The organism is Paraburkholderia sp. RL18-085-BIA-A (assembly GCF_046027075.1).
GTDB lineage: Bacteria > Pseudomonadota > Gammaproteobacteria > Burkholderiales > Burkholderiaceae > Paraburkholderia.
Map to the genome: position 1 here is coordinate 13,542 of NZ_JARESU010000111.1, position 15,039 is coordinate 28,580.

16 protein-coding genes and 2 tRNA genes are annotated in these 15,039 nt (G+C 64.3%); 12 read left to right on the forward strand and 6 right to left on the reverse strand.

Going from position 1 to position 15,039, the window contains the following annotated elements:
- Positions 1-16 precede the first annotated feature (16 nt).
- Positions 17-406: an RT0821/Lpp0805 family surface protein gene (locus P0D89_RS39855; protein ID WP_408365048.1), complete on the reverse strand. Its 390-nt coding sequence runs from the start codon at positions 404-406 to the stop codon at positions 17-19.
- A 210-nt stretch (positions 407-616) separates the two neighbouring features.
- Here P0D89_RS39855 and P0D89_RS39860 point away from each other — a divergent pair, with 210 nt between their 5' ends.
- On the forward strand, positions 617-856 hold the full coding sequence (locus tag P0D89_RS39860) for a hypothetical protein (protein WP_408365050.1): 240 nt from the start codon (positions 617-619) through the stop codon (positions 854-856).
- Between the two features lie 73 nt (positions 857-929).
- On the opposite strand, the gene P0D89_RS39865 is transcribed toward P0D89_RS39860, so the two are convergent.
- Positions 930-2,297, reverse strand: coding sequence for a cytochrome-c peroxidase (locus tag P0D89_RS39865; RefSeq protein ID WP_408365052.1), 1,368 nt, complete (start codon positions 2,295-2,297; stop codon positions 930-932).
- Positions 2,298-2,602: 305 nt separating this feature from the next.
- Between P0D89_RS39865 and P0D89_RS39870 the strand changes: the two genes are divergently transcribed.
- Positions 2,603-4,180, forward strand: a complete 1,578-nt coding sequence (locus P0D89_RS39870; protein ID WP_408365054.1) for an acid phosphatase — start codon at positions 2,603-2,605, stop codon at positions 4,178-4,180.
- A gap of 348 nt (positions 4,181-4,528) precedes the next feature.
- Positions 4,529-4,930: a DUF427 domain-containing protein gene (locus P0D89_RS39875; RefSeq protein ID WP_408365056.1), complete on the forward strand. Its 402-nt coding sequence runs from the start codon at positions 4,529-4,531 to the stop codon at positions 4,928-4,930.
- 130 nt (positions 4,931-5,060) lie between these two features.
- On the opposite strand, the gene P0D89_RS39880 is transcribed toward P0D89_RS39875, so the two are convergent.
- Positions 5,061-5,134, reverse strand: a tRNA-Arg gene (locus P0D89_RS39880).
- Positions 5,135-5,431: 297 nt separating this feature from the next.
- Positions 5,432-6,262 (reverse strand): undecaprenyl-diphosphate phosphatase, encoded by an 831-nt coding sequence (locus P0D89_RS39885; protein WP_408365058.1) that lies wholly within the window; start codon positions 6,260-6,262, stop codon positions 5,432-5,434.
- Positions 6,263-6,898: 636 nt separating this feature from the next.
- Here P0D89_RS39885 and P0D89_RS39890 point away from each other — a divergent pair.
- From P0D89_RS39890 to P0D89_RS39900, 3 genes are all read left to right on the forward strand, one after another.
- Positions 6,899-7,807, forward strand: coding sequence for an aldose epimerase family protein (locus tag P0D89_RS39890; protein WP_408365060.1), 909 nt, complete (start codon positions 6,899-6,901; stop codon positions 7,805-7,807).
- Between the two features lie 217 nt (positions 7,808-8,024).
- The gene (locus tag P0D89_RS39895) at positions 8,025-8,735 is read left to right on the forward strand and encodes a peptidoglycan DD-metalloendopeptidase family protein (RefSeq protein WP_408365062.1); all 711 of its coding nucleotides are present in this window, start codon (positions 8,025-8,027) and stop codon (positions 8,733-8,735) included.
- Between the two features lie 232 nt (positions 8,736-8,967).
- A complete protein-coding gene (locus P0D89_RS39900) occupies positions 8,968-9,294 on the forward strand; it encodes a hypothetical protein (protein WP_012433822.1) in 327 nt (108 codons plus the stop codon).
- Between the two features lie 837 nt (positions 9,295-10,131).
- Here the strand turns inward: P0D89_RS39900 and P0D89_RS39905 are convergent.
- Positions 10,132-10,869, reverse strand: a complete 738-nt coding sequence (locus P0D89_RS39905) for a pentapeptide repeat-containing protein (RefSeq protein WP_408365064.1) — start codon at positions 10,867-10,869, stop codon at positions 10,132-10,134.
- Between the two features lie 108 nt (positions 10,870-10,977).
- On the opposite strand from P0D89_RS39905, the gene P0D89_RS39910 reads away from it, so the two are divergent.
- Together P0D89_RS39910 and P0D89_RS39915 are read left to right on the forward strand one after the other, a co-directional pair.
- Entirely contained in the window at positions 10,978-11,286 is a 309-nt protein-coding gene (locus P0D89_RS39910; RefSeq protein WP_408365066.1) for a DUF2288 domain-containing protein, read from the forward strand.
- Positions 11,283-12,644 (forward strand): MATE family efflux transporter, encoded by a 1,362-nt coding sequence (locus P0D89_RS39915; protein ID WP_408365068.1) that lies wholly within the window; start codon positions 11,283-11,285, stop codon positions 12,642-12,644. The genes P0D89_RS39910 and P0D89_RS39915 overlap by 4 nt, the downstream gene beginning before the upstream one ends.
- Before the next feature lie 239 nt (positions 12,645-12,883).
- Here the strand turns inward: P0D89_RS39915 and P0D89_RS39920 are convergent, their stop codons facing one another.
- On the reverse strand, positions 12,884-13,051 hold the full coding sequence (locus P0D89_RS39920) for a hypothetical protein (RefSeq protein ID WP_188131004.1): 168 nt from the start codon (positions 13,049-13,051) through the stop codon (positions 12,884-12,886).
- A 181-nt stretch (positions 13,052-13,232) separates the two neighbouring features.
- Between P0D89_RS39920 and P0D89_RS39925 the strand changes: the two genes are divergently transcribed.
- From P0D89_RS39925 to P0D89_RS39940, 4 genes are all read left to right on the forward strand, one after another.
- Positions 13,233-13,412, forward strand: coding sequence for a hypothetical protein (locus tag P0D89_RS39925; RefSeq protein ID WP_408365071.1), 180 nt, complete (start codon positions 13,233-13,235; stop codon positions 13,410-13,412).
- 552 nt (positions 13,413-13,964) lie between these two features.
- Positions 13,965-14,123 carry a DUF3309 family protein gene (locus tag P0D89_RS39930; protein WP_408365075.1) on the forward strand — a complete coding sequence of 53 codons (159 nt, stop codon included), beginning with the start codon at positions 13,965-13,967 and terminating at the stop codon, positions 14,121-14,123.
- 82 nt (positions 14,124-14,205) lie between these two features.
- Positions 14,206-14,282: transfer RNA gene (locus tag P0D89_RS39935), tRNA-Pro, on the forward strand.
- 242 nt (positions 14,283-14,524) lie between these two features.
- Positions 14,525-14,983 carry a SixA phosphatase family protein gene (locus P0D89_RS39940; RefSeq protein WP_408365077.1) on the forward strand — a complete coding sequence of 153 codons (459 nt, stop codon included), beginning with the start codon at positions 14,525-14,527 and terminating at the stop codon, positions 14,981-14,983.
- Positions 14,984-15,039: the final 56 nt, after the last annotated feature.

Here is a 15,039-nt window from a genome sequence, read left to right on the forward strand (position 1 = left end):
ACGGCCTGCATGCGCATTAATTCCTTTTCTGCAATTGCCAGGCGCCGCTGCCTTGCTTGCAGAACTGCGGGTGCAGGTGCATCGACTGCCCCTTCGCATTCAGCACCACGCCGAGGTCGCGGCAAGTACGCCCGCCGTCGTTGGACGTGCCGGCCAGGGTGATGGTCGCGTCGATCTTCACGCTGTTGCCGGTGCCTTCATTGACCCAGGTAACGCTAGCGCCGTCCTTCTGCTCGTTGAGCGCGTTGAACACCGCCTTTTTGACCGAGTCGATGTCGCGCTGGTGCATGTACGCCATCGGCGTGTCGTGCAGAAAGCCGAGATTCGCCGCTTGCGCGCCGATCGCGCCGCCCAGCAGCAGGCCGGCGCCGGTCAGTTGAAGCAGTACACGGGTTCGCATCGACATGAAGGACTCTCCTCGAAAGTGTTCTGGACGATCTCGAGCGTACGCGCGGCAACGCTTGATCTGGACCTCAAAAGCATAGCATGCCGCCTTCGAAGGGACCGCGCAGCGCGGCTGACGTCAATTTTAGGACTTGGCCCATATCGCCCTATGGAACGTTTTTTTGCGATTGTTTTTTCGTCCCCGCGGCCGTCAAGCCTCAGACAGCTCGCCATGTACACTCTTCACGTCCTGAAAATCTTTGTCGTGATCCTCGCGCTGGTCTGCGTAGCACTCGTACCGGTCGCGATCGGCCGCGATTCCCGTCTGGCGCCGCGCATCGTGGATATAGACGCGCTACCGGTCACGCGCTGGCCCAATCTCCTGACGCGCGTCGGCATTGCCTGTCTGCTGGTGTCCTTCGCGCTGCTGCTCGCCGCCTGCTACACCATTCTCGGCGGTATCCACGACTGAGCGCGCGCGACGCGATGCGATCCGCAGCGAACCGTGCGCCCCATGTCGTCGCGATTGCGAGCCGCGCTTGCGTTCAATTCGCGGCTACGCGAGGAGCCGCCATCCCAGCTACCGCGCCGGGCTTCGCGCCGGACACCTGATACCCATCGGTGAGCGTATTCAGAAACGCCACCACGTCCTTTATTTCGGCTTCGTCGAGCGCTGGTTTGTCCCCCGGTTTGCGATCGAACGGCGCCTCCGTGTTCAGATTGGCCCAGTAGCGTGGCGGCAGATCGTCGAACTTCTGCACCTTGCCCTTCGACACCGGATAGAACTTCTCCGGATTGGTGTCGCGTTCGGCGTAAAAACGCAGCACCTGATCGAGCGAATGGTAGATACCGTTGTGGAAGAAGCTCTTCTTCAACGCGACGTTGCGCAGCGTTGGCGTGCGGAAAATCCCGCAAAACTCGTCGCGTGCCTTCAGGTCGGTGCGCTCCGGCCCGCAGGCGCCAAGGTCGTAGAAGTGCGGGTCGCGATTGGCCGGCAGCGCGCGGTTACGCGGCACGCCGATCGCGATCAGACCAAAATCGCTGAATTGCGGCGGCGCGCCGGCGTTGGTGCGCTGGCTGATGTGGCAGCTTGCGCAATTGCCTTTCTGTTCGTCGTTGAAAAGTTGCAGGCCGTGCAGTTCGGCCGGCGTCAGTTGCGCCTTGCCCGCGAGATACGCGTCGTACTTGCTGGTGTACGGATAGAACACCTCGGGCGTCTGCTCGAACGTTTCGAGCGCTTGCAGCACCGCTTTGAAGGTGGCGTCGTCATTGTCGAAGATATGCTCGCCGAAGGCCGCGCGAAAAGCGCCGGCGTAAGGCGCGGCCTTGACCGCAGCAGTGACCTTGGCCGGCGTGCTGCCCATCTCGAACGACGACAACAGCGGGATGCGCGCCTGGTCGCCGCCGCGGTCGACCCGGCCGTCCCAGGTGAGGCCGCCGGTGGGACCGGCGTCGACGCTTTCGTCGCCTTCGTCGTCGGACTCGTGATAGTGCTCGGCGAACGCTGGTACGGATTGCAGGTACTTCAGCGTCGGTGCGGCGCGCAGGCCGGTGCGGTGCATGTCGCTGCCGCCAAGCTGTACCGACAGCGCGTTGGCCGGCGCGAAGCCGTGATCCGGGCTGTGGCACGATGCGCAAGCCAGCTTGCCCGAGCCAGATAGCGACGCGTCGAAAAAGAGCTGCTTGCCGAGCGCCGTCATTTGCCGCACAGATTCGTAGACTTGCGCGCGCGACTGACCGCCGTCATGCGCCGCGACCTGCACCGCAGACGCCGTCGTCACGGACGCGGCAGCCCCGTCGACGCCGACTGCGGAAGTCGCGCCCGCGCCCGCATTCGCATTTGCGCTGTTGCCCGCGCCAGCCACACCCGCATCACAGCCGGCAAGCGCCATCGCCACCGTCACAGCCGCCAACGCAACGGCTGCCGCTTGCCGCGAACCGCCACTCGCCGCCCCGCGCCGCCGCACCCTGAATTGCCGAATCCCCGCCAGACCAATCCGCATATGAACGATGTGAGTTTGCGATTCTGAAGTCCGCGAGCGTATTTCATTCCTATGTCGTTTAGATGACATCTTGCCGACTGACAAATCCACAAAACAAGCATTTCGTAATTAATTACATCTTTCTGTCAAATTGCATTGCCAAACTTTCGTCGGCGGTCATTCGCGTAAGCAATGCGTATGGCCCGTCCCCAACGCGAGAGAGAGAACCCATTCAAATGAACAAGAAACTGATCTGCGCGACACCGATCGCAATCGCGGCAGCGTTGAGTCTGTATGCGTGCGGCGGCAGCGAAATCACGCAGCCGGACATCAGCTCGATCAAGAACGTCGTGGTGATTTACGCGGAAAACCGCAGCTTCGACAACCTGTACGGCAACTTCCCCGGCGCGAACGGCTTGCAGAACGTGAGCGCGGCGAGCGCCACGCAGGTGGATCGCGACGGCACGCCGCTCGCGACGTTGCCGCTCGTGTGGAACGGCCTGACGCAAACCGGCGTGACGCCGGTCGTCACGCAGGCGATGACGGCCAATCTGCCGAACAGCCCGTTCGCGATCGACGACCCGAAGGGTTTCAACACGCCGATCACCGCGACGACGCGCGATCTGTATCACCGGTTCTACGAGAACCAGATGCAGATCAATGGCGGCAAGAACGACAGGTTCGCCGCGTGGGCGGATTCGGGCGGCCTCGTGATGGGCCACTACACGCTGAACGCCGACAAACTGCCGCTGTGGAAGATCGCGCAGCAATACACGCTCGCCGATAATTTCTTCATGGGCGCGTTCGGGGGTTCGTTCCTGAACCACCAGTGGCTCGTGTGCGCGTGCACGCCGGTCTATCCGAACGCGGACAAGAGCCCGGCGGCCACCTCGATCTCGGCGGTGGAAAGCGACGGCGTCACGCTGAAGGTCGCATCCAACTCGCCGGCCTCGGCACAGAGCGGGCCGCCCAAGTACGTGCTGTCGGGCAACCTGACGCCTGACTTCTACGCGATCAACACGATGCAGCCGGCCTATCAGCCGAGCGGCAACCAGGCGGCGACGGGAGGCGACGCGAATCTCGCCGATCCGGGCCAGGCCACCACCTTGCCGCCGCAGACGCAGAAGCACATCGGCGACCTGCTGAACGATGCCAAGGTGTCGTGGGCGTGGTACGGCGGTGCATGGGGCGCGGCGCTGTCGGCGGCGCAAACCGGCGCGTCGAACGTGATCTACGGCGCGAACCTGACGGCGCCGAACTTCCAGCCGCATCACCAGCCGTTCAACTACTTTGCCGACCTCGCCCCGGGCACCACGAACCGCGCGCAGCACCTGCTCGACGGCGGTCTGGCCGGCTCCGAATTCATCAAGGCGATCGACGCCGGCACGCTACCGCAGGTATCGTTCTACAAGCCGCAGGGCAACCTGAACGAGCACGCGGGCTACACCGATGTCGCGTCGGGCGACCAGCACATCGTGGACATCATCTCGCATCTGCAGAAGAGCCCGCAGTGGAACAACATGCTGGTGGTCGTGACTTACGACGAAAACGGCGGCTTCTGGGATCACGTAGCGCCGCCGAAGGCCGACCGCTGGGGCCCGGGCTCGCGCATTCCGGCGCTGATCATCTCGCCGTATGCCAAGAAGGGCTACGTGGATCACACGCAATACGACACGACGTCGATCCTGCGCTTCATCACGCGCCGTTATTCACTGCCGACGCTGGCGGGAATCGCGGCGCGCGACGCGGCACTGACCAGCAATGGGGGCAAGCCGTTGGGGGATCTGACGGCGGCGTTGAACATCAAGCAGTAAGGGGGCGTGGCGGCCGGGCGAGTGGTGTTGGGGCGCGGCCGGCCGAGCTGGCGGTCATGACCAGCCGGCGACGCGCGTTCGGCATGCCGCGAACCGGCACGGTCGGCGAGTCACGGGCCGCGGCATCCCTCGCATGGCGTGACCTCGACGGGCAGCTTCGGCTGCCCGTTTGTTTGCATCGCGCGAATCGGGGCGCACGCGTTCTTCATCGCGGATTCACGTGGCGGCGGCACGCGTTTTCACCACCGGCGTATGCTTCGACCGAAGGCGCGATCATTCCCGTCGATGCCGCCATGCGATCCGCCACAACGCGTGGCAGGACGGCCCACTCATTCAGGAGTTCGACAGATGACTGACAAACCCATCAAAGTCCCCGGTCCCGATCATCCCATCACGGTCGAGCCGGCCAGAGCCCGCGTGGTGGTGACCGTCGCCGGACGCGTGATCGCCGATTCGAACAAGGCACTCGTGTTGCGCGAGGCGTCGTATCCGCCGGTGTATTACGTGCCGCGCGACGATGTCGAGATGACACTGCTGGAGCGCACCGATCACGCGACCTACTGCCCCTACAAGGGCGACTGCGCTTACTACAGCGTGCCGATCGGCGGCGAGCGGGCGGTGAACGCGGTGTGGACCTACGAGTCGCCGTATGCGTCGGTGAGGGAGATCGGGCAGCATCTCGCGTTCTATCCGGACCGGGTCGATTCGATCGACGTGCGGGCATCCGGAGAATCACGGGCATCGGCCTAGGGAGTTGGAGGAGACCGTGCTGTGCGCGTTCGCTCAGACGGTTCGAAGTGCGAGCGAAACACAGCAGGCAATACGCGCCGTGCTGCGCCGCGACCCGCGGCGAGCGCGCTCGAACGCATGTGAAGTGAAGTACGGCAGGAGGGACTCGAACCCCCCACCCTCGGCTTAGAAGGCCGATGCTCTATCCAGCTGAGCTACTGCCGTAATGAAGTGAGGCAATGCAACACCAGCGCACAACCTGCATCGCCCGCAATGAGAACCCGCGTACCGGGCATTGGAACCTGTGCTCGCGCAACCCACAGGCTTCGTGTCTACCGAAATTCTAACTGACCGGATCGTGGACCGGAAATGCCGGCCCGCCGCTGCGCTCCCAAACGTCAGGACCGGCGTCGCTCGATCACAAAACAGACGGGCTCGGCAACCTGAGCCGGGCCCGGATTATAACCGATCGCCCCCCGCTCGCCAGCACGCGGCTGGCGGCAGCGGACGCGTCGAGCGCACTCAGACCGGTTGCGGATGCAGCGCAAACCAGCCGAGGAACAGGACCCCGGCAATCACGCAGTACAAGCCGAACGAAGCCAGACGCCCGCGCCCTTCGAAATAGCGCATCAGGAAACGCACGCTGAGATACGCGGCGATTGCGGTCAGCACGCCGCCCAGCAGCGCGTCCGCGAGTTGGCCCGACGCATGGAACAGCTTCGGCAATTCGAGCACACCGGCTGCGAAGATGATCGGCGTGCCGAGCAGAAACGAAAACTCCGCCGCCTTCTCCGCCGTCAGGCCGGCCGCATTGCCGGCAATCATGGTCAGGCCGCTGCGCGAGAAGCCGGGAATCAGCGCACCGATCTGCGCAAGGCCGACGAAAAACGCCTGGCGAAACGTCAACTTCTCCGGCGCCTGCAGCGCACGCGTACGCTGCAGGCGATCGCCGAACCACAGCAGCACGCCGTTGACGATCAGCGCGATCGCGACGATACGCAGGTCGTGAAAAAGCCGCTCTAGGCGCTTTTCGAGCAGCAGCCCGACGAGCCCCGCCGGAATCGTGCCGATGATGAGCGCCCACATCATGTGCGCGTCGTCGTTGCGACGGCCGCCGAACGACGCGAAGAAGCCGCGCACTAGCGCGCACCACCGTTCGCGGAAATACCACAGCAGCGCGAACGCGGTGCCCAGATGCAGCGCGACGAGGAACGGCAGCAACTGCGGCGCATGTTTGTCGATGTGCATGCCGAACAGCGCGGGCACGAGCAATGTATGGCCGAGGCTGCTCACCGGAAACAGTTCGGTGACGCCCTGCAGCACGCTCAGGAAAATCAGAAACGACAGGTTCACGCGGCGGTCCTTGTAAGGAAAGTGTCGGGAACTGCGCGCCGCGAAAGGGAAAGCGGCGCGTCAAAGGCGCACCGATTATGCCTGGCTGCAATGTCAGCGCCAAGCGTTTGGGTCACATTCGGGGAAATATTGATGCGCCGCGTCACAACTGGAAACCGTTGTTACGCCGCGGCAAAAGAAACGACGTGCCGGGAACGGCGGCCGTGTGGCAACTGCAGATGCGGAGGTTTAAAAAGACCGGCCTCGCCGGGTGCCGCTCGAGATCCGCAATCGCGGACCGGTAATGCGAAGGCGGCTGCGGGAATCAGCGTCCGAGCTTGTGGAAGAAGTAGAACGTGCTTGCCGCGAACATGCCGAACAAAGCCACACCCATTGCCATTGCGAGATCCATAACGCCTCCTTAGCCGATCTCGCCCGGCAGTCGAGTTACCGGGCGGTCAGACGGATTATCGGTAAGGATCGTATTTTTCGGACCCCCGCAATTTCCCGAGAAGGGTTTCCCCGTAGCGCAAAGCAGCGCAAAATCCCTGTTCCCGCGTGGCGCCGCACGGCATTCGCGATGCGCTTGCGATGGTGGCAACACACGCTCACGCGGCCTTCGGGCCATCTTCAACCCTCACTATCAGCTCATCGACCATGCCCCACTCTCCGCAACCGGACATTCTCGAGATCGCCCAGGACACCTCCGTGCTCCGCTTCGCGCCGCAAGCCGGCGGCCGTCTGCTGTCATGGACGATCGACGGCGAAGAGGTGATCCATTGGCCTGAACACGCCGACTGGAGCCACCCGGCGCGGATTCGCGGCGGCAACCCGCTGCTCTTCCCGTTTCTGGGCCGGCATCGCGTCGACGGCAAGATCGGCTTCTGGCGCGACGCCAACGGCGCGGTTCGCGAGTTGCCGATGCACGGCTTCGCCCGCGACCTGCCGTTCGACGCCCACGCCGACGTGCATGGCGCCGGCTTGCGCATGATCCTGACCGACAGCGAGGCGACGCGCGGCGGCTATCCGTTCGGCTTCCGTTTTGAAGCCGCCTACAGCCTCGTCGATGCGCGCACGCTGGACGTCACGTTCACCACCACGAATACCGGCAATGAGCGCTCGCCGTACTACGCCGGACATCACTTCTACTTCACGCTGCCGCATTCGCAGCGCGGCGAGACCACGATCGAGCTGCCGCGCACCGAACGGCGCCACCAGCAGGACGACGGTTCGATCAGCGCCGCCGAGCCGGGCGAAGCACGCTACACGCTCGACGAGGCGCGCATTCACGACCGTTTCCATTGCCTCGTCGGCACCCCGGACCAACCGGTGCGGCTCGTCGCGCCGGGGCTCGACCGGGTCGTCACGATCGATCTGCAACGACCGGGCTCGGCGCCGTGGTATGCGGTGACGACGTGGACCGAAGCTGCGGAGTCGGACTTCTACTGTGTCGAGCCGTGGCTCGGCCTTCCGGATGCGATTCACAACGGCATGGGGCTGCGCTGGCTCGAACCAGAACAAACCGAGACGGCGGCACTGCGCATCACGGTCGAACAGACGCGCTGATAGTGCGGCGTTCAAGGCGAACGCGCGACGGTCCCGCTGCAAATCGCGGCTGATTTTTCTGCGCGCCGCTGCCGCATCGGCCACCCACATCGAGCACTGCGCAAATCCGCCTTATTCGCGTTTTCGGATGCTGCAGTGCAAAACCGTTAGAATCGGACGCTTTGTCTCTACCTGCCGCGCGACGGGATCGACGCGCGGCAGCGCTTTGCGGGGTCCAATGCTGGGAACAACAAAAATGATCAAACGACTCGCCTGCGCGTCGTTGCTGGCGGTGCTCGCCGCGTGCGGGTCCGCGCCGGTGGCGCCAGGCTTCTACCGGGTCGAACGGGGCGATACGCTGTCGAAGATCGCGCGCAGCAACCGGCAGCCGGTGCAAAGCATCGTGCGCTGGAACAATCTGACCAATCCGGACAGCATCGAGGTCGGCCAGGTGCTGCGCGTCGCGCCGCCGGGCGGCGCGACATCGACGAGCGGCGCGCTGCGCAGCAGCGGGAGCGCAAGCGCTTCGGCCACGCCGCGCGCGGCGCCTACGGAGAGCGCGCCGCCGGCCGCGCCGGCGTCGACGATTTCGCTGGTGTGGCCGGCCGACGGCACGGTATTCCGGCGCTTCGACGGCGGCAATTCGAAGGGCATCGACATCTCGGCGGCGGCGGGCACACCGGTGGTCGCCGCGGCGCCCGGCACGGTGGTGTATGCGGGCAACGGCTTGCGCGGTTACGGCAACCTGCTGATCCTTAAGCACAATGGCGAGTATCTGACCGCCTACGCGCACAACCGCGTTCTGCTGGTGAAGGAAGGCGAGTCGGTCAACCGTGGCGAGAAAATCGCCGAGATGGGCGACACGGATACCGACCGCGTGATGCTGCATTTCGAACTGCGTTACCAAGGCCGTTCGATCGACCCGTCGCGGGCATTGCCGCCGCGCTAGGCGCGCGCTGGGTGCCCGCGTCACGCCGCGTGCATCCAGCATTCTTGCCGCGGTTTTTACACAGTGCCTCTGCCCGCCTGCACGCACCCGAGGCACACCCCGAGGCGCGCCCGAACCGCGCCGGGCACACGCCCTGCTCCCCGAGCGCGGGAATCCGGCATGTTATAAAACGCTCAATTCCGAAGACTCGGCTGCTCGCCCTGTCCCCTCTGTTTTCTGTAAGGAACCTGCAATGAAGAGCGCATTTGCGTCCGTCGCGACGGCTGCGGCGATCGGTCTTGGCCTGCTGACGCTCGGCAGCCTGGGCGGCTGCTCCAGCACCACCACGATGACCTACCTGCCGAGCGGCGACACCGGTTTCGCGATCAACTGCAGCGGCAGCGACGCGAGCTCCAGCTGGGCCGAGTGCTACAAGCGCGCGGGTGAAGTCTGCGGCAATTACGGCTACGACGTCGTGTCGAAGGACGTCGACAACGGCGCCACCTCGGGCGGCACGGTCGGCGGGATTTTTGGCGCGAACGTGAAAAACCGGTCGATGGTGGTTCGCTGCAAGCAGTAGCGACTCACCGCGATGCAGCTCCGCGCGAGCTAGCGGCGTCGCCAGCGTCCCGAGCGCGGATCGATACGCGCGGCGAAGCGAAACAGCACCACGAGCGCGATCGGCCAGCCGCATAGAAAAACCATCAACCAGGTCATGGTCGGCGCAGTGAAAAAGATAATCCATGATGATCGGTCGTGGATATGAACTGGCGATGACCCCCACGCATGCGCGGACGAAAAAAAGCCCGGCACGAGGCCGGGCTAACGGGGGTTCGGCGCATATCGGCAAAGGACCGGTTCACCATGCGCCAGAACGAAATCTAACAACCCCCATTTACAAGTGCAATCTCTTAATTGCGTAGTCAATGTGCCAAGGCGCACCGATTCCGCAATAAGTGAATCAAAAATTTCAGATTTGAACCGGCCAAAAGTGCCTTACATTTTCATTAACGTGCATTAACCGCTGCGCGCCGGATTCTTTAATCGACCGGAGGGCCGCGCACCGCAACGATCTGGTTCGACCCCGCTGTAATGGCCTGACGAAAGGAGGTTGGCCGTTTTTAGCTACCTGCCTCAGCATAAATCCGACGTTTAATGTCCGATCCCAACTTGGTGCGCCAGCGCACGAAAGCAACCATTCACCTATATTTAACCCACGAATTATCAATTGATTTTGACGACGAGAAGACCCGCGAATAGCTAATAATAATCCTAGCAAATCAACCGACAAATTGCGAGCACGAATTAAAACTACGCCTTTTTCGAAAATGACAAACTGACCGCCGCGAGATAACCATAGCGCAACCCTGCATTCGAGCCGGCCGGATCGCAAAACGCGGCCAGCCGAAAGGCAGATTTATATGACTCGCAAACCCAGTTCAGTGACGAGCACTGCGGCCTGCTGATGCGAAATCGTCGCGCCTTTGAAAAGCGCCGCATCGACGAGCCGCACGCCGCTCAAATCCGCGTCGCGCAGGTCCGCTCCGTCGAAACGCGCGCCCTTCAGGTGCGCATCTTTCAGACTGCCGCCGTCGAACACCGCTTCGCGGAAATCGACCCCGGCGAGGTCGGCGTCGGAGAAATCCAGTTGCTGCAGTGTGGCCTTGCGAAACGACAGGCCGCGCAAATGCGCACCGACCAGCAGCGTTTCGACGAAGCTCAGGCCCAGCGCGGTGCACGCCTCGAAGTTCGCGCCGGTCAGCTTGCAGCCGCGGAACGACGCGGAAGCGAGCTTCGCGCGCCGCCAACTGGTGTTGTTCAGATCGCTCGACTGGAACGCGGCATCGACCAGATCCGCCGACGCGAAATCCGCCTCGCGGCCGCGGCAACGCACCCAGCGGGTATGGGCGAGCGCCGCTCCGAAAAACGAAGTCTCGACGATCGTGCAGCGATGAAACTCGGCGCCGCGCAGATCCAGCCGCGATAGATCGACGCCCTCGAAATCGCAGTCGGTGAAATGCAGCCGCGCCTGATTACCGCCCTCGCGGGCATCGCGTGCGGCGATCAGGCGCTCCACCTCGGTGCGCGAGAGCGTGGCGTCGCTCACTGCGCCGCTTTGCGGGCCCGTGGACGGCGTCGTTGAATCCAGTGACATGAAGGTTCAGAATCCGTTTCGAAAGGCCCCAAGCGTACCGGAACGCGCGCCGCCGTGGCGGCTCGCGCCGATGGTTTATAGTAACGGCCCCGTCCGCCCCCCCTTACGATGACTTCCAACGACGCCCCCCATAGCCCGCTGTACGCCAAGCTGCTCAGCGAGACCGCCAAAATCGGCTGGCCCGAACTCGAACGCTTTTTTGCGCGCGGCATGCTGCTGCGCGTCGCACGCGACCTCGATCTGGTGAGCGTCGCCGAAGCGATCGCCAGCGACGACACCACCCAGGTCGCGCAATGGCTGTCCGCCGGGCTCGTCGAGCGCGTGCAGGTGGAAACCGCGGCCGATTTCGCCGCGCGCGACCCCGACCTGTGGGCGGTGGTCGTGTCGCCGTGGGTGTGCGTGCAGGAACGCAGTTGAGCGACAGCGCGCGCGGCGCCGACGAGCCCGCGTCCGCTGTTCCGGTGCGCTGGCACCGGCGGGTGCTCGCGCTCGCGTTTCCGATCGTCCTCGCCAATCTGACGCAGCCGATACTCGGCGCGGTCGACACCGCCGTCGCCGGCCATCTGGACAGCGCGTCGTACCTGGGCGGCGTCGCGCTCGGCGGACTGTTCTTCAACTTCGTGTTCTGGGGCTTCGGCTTCCTGCGCATGGGCACCACGGGGCTCGTCGCGCAGGCGCACGGCGCGGCCGACGAGGCCGAGTTGCGCAACACCGTGATCCGCGCGCTGCTGATGGCGGGCGCGATCGGCGCAGCGGTGCTGGCGCTGCAACTGCCGTTGATCGATTACGCGCTGCGCCTGATCGGCGGCAGCGACGCGGTGCAGCGTCACGCGCGCATTTACTGCCACGCGCGCATCTGGGCAGCGCCGCTCGCGCTCGGCAACTACGTGGTGCTCGGCTGGCTGCTCGGCACGCAGCGGGTGCGGCTCGCGTTGCTCTCGCAGGTGTTCATCAACAGCGTGAACATCGTGGCGGTGCTGCTGTACGTGTATCTGTTCGACTGGGGCGTGGCCGGCATCGGCGCGGCCACTGCCACCGCCGACGCGCTCGGCTTCGTGCTCGGCGCCGCGCTGCTATGGCACGGCAGACCGCGCGGCCTGCCCGCGCTGAGGCGCGCCGCGTTGTTCAACACCGCGGCGCTCAAGCGTCTGGTCGTGCTCAATCGCGACATCTTCGTGCGCACGCTGTGCCTGCTCTCGTCGTTCGGCTGGTTCGCCCACCTGGGCGCGCGGCAAGGCGATGCGACGCTCGCCGCGAATGCGTTGCTGCTCAATTTTCAGACCTTCATGGCCTACGGGCTCGACGGCTTCGCGCACGCCGCCGAGGCGCTCGTCGGTGCGGCGATCGGCGCACGCGACCGGCACGCGTTCGCGCAGGCGGTCAAGGTCACCGCGCTGTGGTCCGCGCTCGGCGGGCTGGCCTTCGCGCTGGTGTACTGGGGCGCGGGCGCGTGGATCATCGAACGTTTGACCGACCAGCCCGCCGTGCGCGCCGCGGCTGAAACGTATCTGCCGTGGGCCGCGCTCTCGCCGGTGATTTCCGTGTGGGGCTTTCTGCTCGACGGTGTTTTCATTGGCGCGACCCGCACCCGCGAATTGATGGTGTCGATGATCGTGTCGCTGGCGGTGTTCGTGGCAGTGTCGTCGGCATTGCTGGCGCTGCACGGCAATCACGGCCTGTGGGCCGCGATGCTGATCTTCATGGCCGCACGCGGCGTCACGCTCGCGCGGTATTTGCCGGGGGTCGTGCGTGGAGTGGCGGGCGCGAAGGCTTGAGCTTCGCGCGTGACGCGCCAAAGCGCGCGGGTTCGCGCCACGACGCGCTACGCTAGCCTTGCCTCGCGGCACCCGGTTACGGCTTGAAACAAGCGCATACATATGGCCCGCCAGGCTCGCCCTAGAATGACTTCAGCCCGCGCTCTCCGCGCGAACAGTCAGCGCGGGTCAGAAGCGCCGGCGTGCCCGCGCCGGTGCTTCGCCTTTCTAACTCACCTCTCTTTTCCGCGTGGTGCTCGTCAAGGCGCGGCCGGCGCGGGCACCATCGACGGTGGCGTCGTGTCGGTCGGCACGCCGTGATAGTCGGCGGGATCTTGCGGCGGCTTGCCGTGATGGCCGGACGGATTGTCCGCACACCCGGCCAGGCCGGCAAACAGCAGCAATGCAATCATCGGAACGCGGATCATAGACAGTCGTCTCTCCAGACAGAATCAGTAACAGCAGCGGGCAGCAACCCGGCGGCAACCCGAGGGCCGAGAGTCTACCTGCAAAGCGTGATCCGCGACGTTACGGCGTGCTGGCCGCCCCTGCCATTTCGCGATGTGTGTCCTACTATGAAGTCACAGCCGTAGGTGATAGGAGACTGCCATGGACGCTGAAACGATCGCAGGTCTGGTCGGGCTTGCAATAGGTCTGCTCGTGCTGCTCGCCCTGTCGATTTTCGAATCGAGAACGTACAGGCGCGAACACGATGGCGAAGGAATGCTGCATCACTGGCTGAGTCAGCAGCACCTGCATATGCCACATTGGAGACGCCCGCGGCATTAGTCAGGACGAAAGTAGGCTGCCTGTTGCGCTTACATCTGTTGCGGTTGATTGGCTGATTGATCCGCTGCGCCGGCGTGGTTGAAGCGGTCTCAACTACACAGCGGAAGTGATCGGCCGTCAACGCTACGACGACGCACGCGGTGCAGAAATTCGTGTGAACCCTGCGGCGCGCTGCGCTGCGCGAGTTCATGCGCGCCGACAATCGACGGCGCGCCCGTCACCCGTGCCGATTGTCACTTGCCCCACGGCAAGCATTGGTACAGCGCCGCACTCCCCGCGCCAGCCGCTCTGACACGCACCAGCGTCACGAATAGGCGGACGGGCGCCAGTTTTTCCTCTTCTTCGTCACGCTTTCCACTCATTTGCGCGCCACCGCCCGATACGCGCGTGGGCGCTCGGCGTTGACTGTCCTCCCTTGCCGCGTCACAGGCACATGCCTTGCTGACCATGAGCCTGCAAGGCGCGCGTGGTGCGCGTCAATTGTCCCGGCGCGCATGCGCCGAACCAACGATGCGGCCCAGCCATCCCGAGGGCCAGACAGGGAGAACTCGAATGACCATCGGAACCCTACTGCTTATTGTCCTCATCCTGCTGCTGATCGGCGCGTTGCCGAGCTGGCCATACAGCAGCGGCTGGGGCTATCGGCCGACCGGCCTGGTCGGCGTCGTGCTGATCATCGTGATCGTATTGCTGCTGATGGGACGCATATAGAGCACCGTTGAACCTGTTTTTCAGCCCGGCGCAATTCGTGGTTGACGCTGACGCGCTCTACCCCGTAAAATCTCTGATTCGTCGGAGCGTAGCGCAGCCTGGTAGCGCATCTGATTTGGGATCAGAGGGTCGAAGGTTCGAATCCTTTCGCTCCGACCACGAAAAGCAATACGAAACCCGCGTAGCCTCCGGCTTCGCGGGTTTTTGCTTTTTGGCGTTGCTTTCAATACACGTCGCACGCATGCGTAGTTCGGTGCGTGGTTCGCTGCGAAGCCAGCGGCCAGACAAACCACTGTCCAGCTCCCCCAAAGCCTTCGGGTTGCGAACAACCGGGCCCGCATGCGACAGTGAGCGAAAACCCGCGCAGCTTATCCGCCGCAACCAGAGTCAAGGAGACACACATGGATCTGATTCTCTGGCGTCACGCCGAAGCCGAAGATTTCGCCGCCAACGACCTCGTCCGCGCGCTCACCACGCGCGGCCGCAAGCAGGCCCAGAACGTCGCGAAGTGGCTGCGCACGCGGCTACCGGACGACGCCGTAGTGCTTGCAAGCCCGGCCACGCGCACCATCCAGACCGCTGAAACCCTGAGCGACCAGTATCGCGTGGTGCGCGAACTCGCGCCCAACGCGAGCGCGGCCGACGTGCTCGAGGCGGCCGGTTGGCCCCATGGCATTGCGCAGACCGTGGTGATCGTCGGCCATCAACCAACGCTCGGCCACGTCGCCGCGCAGTTGCTCGGCAACAGCGACGCAAGCTGGCCGCTGAAGAAAGCCGGCGTCTGGTGGATTGCGAGCCGCGAACGCGACGGCGGCGAACAGGCCGTGTTGCGCGCGGCGATCAGCCCCGATCTGGTCTGAGCCCACGCGCCTGAAACCCCTTCAGGACCGCGGGCGGGGGGGGGGGTGGGCCAGAA